The organism is Microcystis sp. M061S2 (assembly GCF_020245605.1).
Classification (GTDB): Bacteria; Cyanobacteriota; Cyanobacteriia; order Cyanobacteriales; family Microcystaceae; genus Microcystis.
Genome location: NZ_JADBUP010000094.1, coordinates 1 through 6,660, shown reverse-complemented (window position 1 = coordinate 6,660; position 6,660 = coordinate 1). Strand labels below are relative to the sequence as shown.

Genomic DNA, 6,660 nt, shown 5'->3' with positions numbered 1-6,660 from the left:
AGGGATTAAGTAGCGTGGGGCGCACGCAAACTTTAAACGCTTCGGGAGAGATTCCCTCTTGGTTGGTTGGAGAAATCCTGCTTACTAACGGAGACTCAATGAACGAAGAATCCCCGTCTCTTTAGAGCGGGGAGCGTCAACTGAAATTTAGCGGCCACATCGATGGGTTTTTGGGAAGGGAAGTCCGAACCTAACATTTCCCTGTTCCCATCGTTAAAAAGGATAATGGCCGCATAGGGATTGGGCAACGCGGTTATCTCCCCCGTCTGTCCTTTTCTGGGATGTTCACCGGTAACGGTGACGGAATTTCCCACCGTCAACCGAGTAGATTTAACCGACCCCAGCAATTCTCATTTTGAAAAAAATCAGATAAAATTCTCTTATTTAAATAGAGAACTTGTGGTTCTTCGGTTTGTCTTGTGCAACGTACAGGGTTATAAGGAATGAAACTCTTATAGAGAAAGACATTTGGCGATTTTTGTTAATTGTTTTCGATCTAGAGCGAACTAATCAATTAAATCTCTGGCTCTCCTCGACTTTGTGTGATAATTTTTGATCATAGAATCGTGAAATGTTTACTGGGAAAAACTTTTAGTGCTATTTTGCTGAAGAAACTATCAGTATAGACCCCGTTTCCACACAGAAACCAGAAGAGTCAGAATTCTCGTAAGCCCTCAGTGAAAAGGCAAAGTTGACCGCGTGGAATCTAAATCAACGCCACTAACTGCAACCGGTCCATCGGGTGCGATCTCGATCTCGTATTGACCGGGTTGGCTGGGTACATCGGGTAAATGCCCTTCGGCTAAAGCGCGTAACAAGGGGAATGGGTCGATGTCGAAGCGAACGAGACGCGGTTGTCCATCGATGAGCGTGGCGATAACGGCTCGCTCGAACTCCAGAACTTTCAGCAGTTGGGGGAGTTGAAGGTCGAGAGAGCGCAAGTATTCGGCGAAAGCTTCCACTTCGGTGGTCGAGAATTGATGGGGCGGGGCTTTCGACCAAAAATCGGCTAGGAGAGCGCGGAAGATGTCCGGGCCGAGCGCCAGCATCATCAGACGGGAAGTTAACCTGATGGCACTGACGATCATCGAAGCGCGAAATTCTTGAATCAGGCGGTTGATAATTTGGACTCCAGGGTCGGCGGTCAGTTCTCGTGCCATTTCGTCCGGTAGAGAACGGCCGATCACCAAACTGCCTAAGAGCCACTCCCATCTACTCGGGGAAACGGCAGTACCCCCGAATACCCCCGCGTTCGTTTTCGGGACGGGATACGAGATTTCTTGGGAGGGGCGGCCGGGTTTCCGAAGTTCCCAGAGTTCGTGCAGTCGTTCTATTTGTTCTCGGACTAAATCCAGACCGACAACGGGAATGAAAGAGGGAAAAATCTCGAAAATAATCGCTTTCAAGTTCGGCAAGGTGGGAATGACCCGTTTAGCCAACTCGAATAAGGGAGCGGGTATTTCCCCGGAATGAGCGTCGAGCCAGAAACCCCCCAACTTCATGCCACCCGCTAGATGAATTTCCCAGACCCGATCGAGAGGAAGTCGGGATAGGTAAGCTTCTATGGACTGACGACCGTTGAGTTGGTTAGCCCAGAGGTTATGAAGATCCAACAACAGCCCACAATTGGCGGTTTCGATAACGCGGGCGACGAACTCGCCGTCTTCCATTTCCCCGGGCCGGGGTCGCAGGTAATTGACCCCGGTTTCCACCGCGATCGGCACGGGTAAAGCGGTTTGAAGATCCCCGATCGAGCGAACGGCGGTCTCGACTCCTTCTAGTGTTTGGAGGGGAGGCAAGAAAAAGCCCGTGTGGAATTCCGGGGTCGCGTTAAAGCTAAGATGCTCGCTCATCCAAGGCGAACCGAGACGGTTGATCGTCTGCCGCAACAGTTCTAACTGCCCTCGATCGGGGCTAACTGTCCCGCCGACGGGAATCCCGACGCTATGGACGAGCTTTTTTCCCGGAAGCCCAGCGAGACGCTCGAAAACTTTCTCTAGCGTTCGGTAGCGTCGAGGAGCTTGCCCGGTCTCGATCCACATCGTCTGAGGCTCGATTTCTAGGACAGAAAAAAGTTCCTGGCGTTGTTCTAAAAGAGGCTCTAGTTCTGGTGAATAGGTAATCCCAACGCCCATTTCCGGAAGTCGAGAATTAGATTTTGCCAAATACTTGTACATTCAACTTTTTATCAACGGTAATCAGGTCTAACTCGTTGCGAAAGGCGATATCGAATCCCGAGTGACACGCGGAACATCCGAGACGGGCGACAATACTGGCGATCGCTTCCTTCACCCGTTCGATATCGTTACTAATCCCAGCATCTAGCACTACGCTCACCCCACCGGCCCGCGCACCCAAGTCTCTGTCCATGAGTTCCGGGATTGGCCGATTCAATGGCGTGACTTTCCGCACGGGATCGAGGATAAATTCCCGCTCGTGAAGGAAAGTACAAGCCGCCCCGGAAAAGCAGGGCTTACAACCCACGCGACCCATAATTTCCGCGATACTGACCTGCAAAGCTTCTAGATTATAGGCGACTTCAACGGGTAAAGTGACTCTAATCGGGCCGCTCAAGCCGAGTTTGTGTCTGTGACTAATCGATTGATCCGCTTCAATAACCATTTGATTTTCTCCTGATTCAATATTCCAGAGGACAGAATCTTCCGTACTCTCGATTAGATCGTTGTCTTGAAAGATTTTAAAGAAAAGATCCGGCCGCCGCTCCAGAAACAGTTCTCGAAAGTAGGACTCGTCGAAGGTTATCTGAAAATCTCCGCCTTCCCCTGTGACAGCACTGCCAAGCAAGTCGTCATAGATTAAGTCTTTATCCCAAGCCTCAACTCGGAGTCCGGAAATACCGAAACGGGTTTGACGGTCGATAACACGACCCAAAATTTTCCATGTTGTCATGGCGATTTACCGGGGGGTAAGCTCGGTGGTCGGAAAACTCCTAAAACTATTATCAATAAAGGATTATCAGTAAGACGCTGTTCGATATAGCGCATCTGAATACTAGAAAGATAATGGGTTTCAGCCCTCATTTTGACGACATTGGTTGTCTCTTGAGAGATTTAAAAAAGCTTTCCGCACCACTAAGAGGGGTTAAGTTTAATTGTTGATGGTTCGATATTTGGTTGAAAGCAAGAATCGAGAAACTCCGAAAATGTTGCAATTCTTCATAAGACCATCGTTTTATAGCGCTTTTCACGTTACTGAGGTATCGACAAGTTTTGCTAAAAAGGAGCTTAAGCCCCTTGCTTACGTCTCATTCTGATGAAAATTGCTATAATCTTATAAATAACAGGTTTTATGCGTTTAAATATCTATCTCTAGTAGTAAATTGCCGCTGTTCTCGACTTTGTGTAATAGTTTTTGCTTAAGGAATCGTGAAATGCTTATCGAGTAAGACTTTTGTACCGATTCTCTAAACTTTGGCGATAGACAAAACCTCAAGAATATAAGCCCGTTCTGTAATTGAGGCAATTACTTTACGAGTCATAACACTCCCCACACATCCCACATCCAATCTTAATTAAGGCTGAACGAATAATGGTAAAACCCTTTTAAAATAAGGCTTTTGACCGGTTAAAATCCGATGTTAGTGCCAGAAAATAGGATTGAGACCTTCAAAAACCTTGCATTATCTTTCTTTTAGTACATAAACTGGTACGAAAACAAGAGGGCAACAAAGCCTGAAACTCCTGACTCCGTTCGGACCTCGGCGTGAGCTCAGTCGAACGCTGAGCTCACGGCCGAAGCCTGACGACCGGCTACTGACTCCTAACCCCACCAACAAACTTTTTCAGCAAGCTCTAGATAGGGTCTGCTGAAAAAGTTTTTCGTGGGGACAGGGTGTGGGGTGTGGGGTGTAGGGTTTTACTGGTTTTGAGGTGGCCAATTATAGTCATTTCAATTAAGATTGAGAATATCAATGCCAGAGTTCATAAGGGTTTAACTGGTCTAGAGTGTATCAGACTTATCTGAAATGACTATACCTAATTTTCAGGGAAAAAGTGCCTAAATTTTCCCCCCGATCACTCCCAGGCCCGGAACTTTTTGATTTCAAAAAAGCCTCAAGATATTATCCAACAAGGTTTTTAGATTTATTCAGCAAACCGTAGATACTTGAGGCAATGATGAGAACTGAATACCTGGTTAGAAGCCCACGAAAAAACAACCGCAGAGATAAGGCTACGGAAGGAAGCTATCGACCGGCAATCGGCCGAGTTTAACCAATGGATGACCGGAATCAAAGCAAGGCTGGACGCAATCGCACGCAAGATCGAAAAATAGCGAAGATTTAAAAGGGAATCCAATCAACTCGGTCAATCCATTCTTCTGCTTCAGATGCTTCCCAAATTAGATATAATTCTTCTACCCAGATTTCTAAATTAGCACTGGGGCGCAACCACAGTAAACCCCAAATATGTCCCCCCTTATCCCAATGGTTTTTGAGGTGTCCAGGCATACTGCGACGATTATTGGTAACTAATAACCGTTGAAATGACGCAACATAATCTAGGATTTCTGGGTCTAAAGTTCCTAGGGGTGGTGCATCGGGTTCACTTACTCGCAAAATATCGAGATTAGGATTCAATCGTAACAGAGATATTTTGAGGTCTGGGGATAAGTTTTCATCTAACAAATAACAAAAACCGGATTCTCATGCGAGGTTTAGTTCTTGCTGTTTCCGTTTTAGTTTCAGTTGTCTTAGGCGTTGAATCAGGGGCGATGGCTCGGTATTTAACCACTGTTGGTATTGTTCTTCTTGCCAGTCACGGAGGCGCTGAAGATAAGCATCTATCTGGGGCTTATTTTGGTAGTAATAGGTGAGAGTAGCGTAAATTTTCTCTAGGTTTAAGCTGGGTAACTCTTGGAGAATCTGCTGGGAAGTATAACCTTTTAAATGGTAGTTGATGACATCCTCAATCCCAATGCGATGTCCTTTAATGCGGATGTCATCTGGCTCAAAAACTTCAAAGTATTCTTCTAGTTGCATGGTTTTCTTGGAGCAAACTTTCTCTTTTAATTGTAGAACCGCCAAATCGCTGAAGCTCTCGGAAAAACTAAGAAAAAAACCTGCGGTCAAGCAGAGCGATTGGCAAGAGGAAAATTGAAATGATGTAGCTACGGACAAATCTAAACTAGCGACCTAAAATATGGGCTTGAGCAAACCACAAGTCTCTGCGCGAGAGAAGAGATACCTACACCCGTCACCCCTTGCCAGGCCGTTCCTCCCGCCAAACTGCAGCATAGAGTTCCACTCCTTCAAACGGAACCACTCTGGCCACACGGGGAGGTGCGCTTGGGGTGCTGACTCCAAATTAAAGCTTATACCATTTTTCAAAACCCTTGTCATAGATCAGAATGCTCAAAGCCTTACGGTGAGAGGATTGAGTATGTCAGATATTTTGAAATTTGGTATTAGGTCATTGTATGCCATCCATTCTCCTCCATCTCTCCAGCCGACGCGATCGCCGAACTTTTCCCACACTTCCTCACGATAGTCTATCGTGCCGCCGAGACTCTCATAGATTTCTTTCTGGACACTGAAGCCAAACTTACCCATACTGTAGTGCCGCCAGAGTCCGTTAATAGTTCGTAAATCTTCACAGGGGAAATTGTTGATAGACACTGTGTCTAGCCAGCCTTCCTTTTCTATTCCTGCTGCCCGGCACATAACTTTAGCTGTTTCTTGGTCAGCCTCCTTCCACTTACCTGCTGCTAGTAAGTCATTGAGTTTAGTGTAGTCGATTCTTTCTCACTTTCTTCTCCTGTTAAAACAATTTTTGAAGGAGACTGTAGCTGCTTTATTTGTTCTTGCAACTGAGAAATTATTGCTTCTTTTTCTGTTAGTTTTTCTTGCTCTTGTTCTAAGTGTTGTTCTAACTGCTGGATCTGAGATTTCAGTGCTTGTTTTACTTCCTGCTCTTTGCTGTTTTGCTGTTCTTGATGAAAAGCAGGCTCGATTTCCCCTGCTAATTTTGGCATAATCTTATTTAGTTGTTCGCTAAATTTATATTTCAGGTCGTTAATGTCAGCATAGCTAGTATGAAAATGTCCTAAATTATGGAGTCTTTTCTTGAAATTCAACAAAGTCATAATTTCTGGACTAATTTGACTCGCATTGATGGGTGCATCTTTGAAATAAGTATAAATCCACAGATGACGATTTACTTTAAAGGTTTCCCACGCTTTGGTAAATTCTTCTTCAGTGTATATACCTACTTTAGTATGAAAGAGGCTGACGAAAATATCGCACTCTGTAATCGCTTTATTGTATTCATCTTGTAGGCGCGTTGCTGACATAGCATCGATAAAATCTTCCCAGACAACTAATTCTAAAAATATTCTCTTTTTTATATATTCTTTGTTTTGACGGTTGATAAATATTTCAAATTGTTCTCTATCATCTCTCAATTCAGATGAGGAGGCGAGAAATATTTTAATGATTATTAGACATCTCCAAAAATTTGTAAGTCAGTCACAGCAAGGAAGACAGGCAGATTAGACCAAGATTCAAAATTAGCTCTAAAAACCGATTAATCAGGGTTTTAAGAGACAAAATCGAATTTTGACGGAAAACTATGGCTAATTATAACGTCAATTACTTCCCCTGATTGCTCCCATTCTATTACTTCTAAAATTAGCGCACTAATT

At 44.8% G+C, this 6,660-nt stretch carries 8 protein-coding genes; all 8 read right to left on the bottom strand.

Annotated elements, in window-relative coordinates:
* Positions 1-95 precede the first annotated feature (95 nt).
* Positions 96-314 carry a hypothetical protein gene (locus tag IM475_RS16380; protein ID WP_287658972.1) on the bottom strand — a complete coding sequence of 73 codons (219 nt, stop codon included), beginning with the start codon at positions 312-314 and terminating at the stop codon, positions 96-98.
* A gap of 360 nt (positions 315-674) precedes the next feature.
* The gene (locus IM475_RS16375; RefSeq protein WP_287728285.1) at positions 675-2,135 is read right to left on the bottom strand and encodes an MbnB/TglH/ChrH family RiPP precursor modification enzyme; all 1,461 of its coding nucleotides are present in this window, start codon (positions 2,133-2,135) and stop codon (positions 675-677) included.
* A gap of 16 nt (positions 2,136-2,151) precedes the next feature.
* On the bottom strand, positions 2,152-2,910 hold the full coding sequence (locus IM475_RS16370; protein WP_287728283.1) for a transthyretin-like family protein: 759 nt from the start codon (positions 2,908-2,910) through the stop codon (positions 2,152-2,154).
* A complete protein-coding gene (locus IM475_RS16365) occupies positions 2,907-3,041 on the bottom strand; it encodes a hypothetical protein (protein ID WP_287658969.1) in 135 nt (44 codons plus the stop codon). The genes IM475_RS16370 and IM475_RS16365 overlap by 4 nt, the downstream gene beginning before the upstream one ends.
* A gap of 1,259 nt (positions 3,042-4,300) precedes the next feature.
* Entirely contained in the window at positions 4,301-4,645 is a 345-nt protein-coding gene (locus IM475_RS16360; RefSeq protein ID WP_287658968.1) for a DUF5615 family PIN-like protein, read from the bottom strand.
* Positions 4,646-4,663: 18 nt separating this feature from the next.
* Positions 4,664-4,999, bottom strand: coding sequence for a DUF433 domain-containing protein (locus IM475_RS16355; RefSeq protein WP_287658966.1), 336 nt, complete (start codon positions 4,997-4,999; stop codon positions 4,664-4,666).
* A gap of 372 nt (positions 5,000-5,371) precedes the next feature.
* Positions 5,372-5,755 carry a GUN4 domain-containing protein gene (locus IM475_RS16350; RefSeq protein ID WP_287658974.1) on the bottom strand — a complete coding sequence of 128 codons (384 nt, stop codon included), beginning with the start codon at positions 5,753-5,755 and terminating at the stop codon, positions 5,372-5,374.
* On the bottom strand, positions 5,725-6,420 hold the full coding sequence (locus tag IM475_RS16345) for a hypothetical protein (RefSeq protein WP_287658965.1): 696 nt from the start codon (positions 6,418-6,420) through the stop codon (positions 5,725-5,727). Before IM475_RS16345 ends, IM475_RS16350 begins: the two co-directional genes overlap by 31 nt.
* Between the last annotated feature and the right edge of the window lie 240 nt (positions 6,421-6,660).